We start from the raw sequence: 340 nt of genomic DNA, 5'->3' as shown, positions 1-340 counted from the left end.
CACGCCAAACGCCACCGCGTCATTGAAGCAGACGGCCCCGGTCGGTCGATCGCTGATGGTCATCGCACGTCCGATGGCTTCCACGCCGCCTGCTCTCGAGGGAATGGACGGAACAACCAACTCCTCATCGAACTTAAGACCACTTTCGTCCATGGCTTTGCGGTAACCAGACCGTCGCTCGGCAAACACAGCCGTATCTGGAAAGCCTCCCAAAAAAGCGATCCGGCTATGCCCCAGCGATACCAAATGCTTGACCCCCATCGCCACGCCGCCCACGTTGTCAGACACAATCGACGACATTCTCGCGCCGGGCAGGCTGCGGACTACCACAACCACCGGG

The 340-nt window shown here is 60.3% G+C and carries 1 protein-coding gene; it reads right to left on the bottom strand.

Annotation, left to right across the window (positions count from 1 at the left end):
- Positions 1–340 (bottom strand): substrate-binding domain-containing protein (locus tag EH240_RS37635; RefSeq protein ID WP_167484336.1); only part of this gene is annotated, 340 nt, incomplete at both ends.

The sequence above is a fragment of the Mesorhizobium tamadayense genome (assembly GCF_003863365.1).
Classification (GTDB): domain Bacteria; phylum Pseudomonadota; class Alphaproteobacteria; order Rhizobiales; family Rhizobiaceae; genus Mesorhizobium; species Mesorhizobium tamadayense.
The sequence above is the reverse complement of the archived record's forward strand: the minus strand, read 5'-3'. Positions and strand labels throughout refer to the sequence as shown.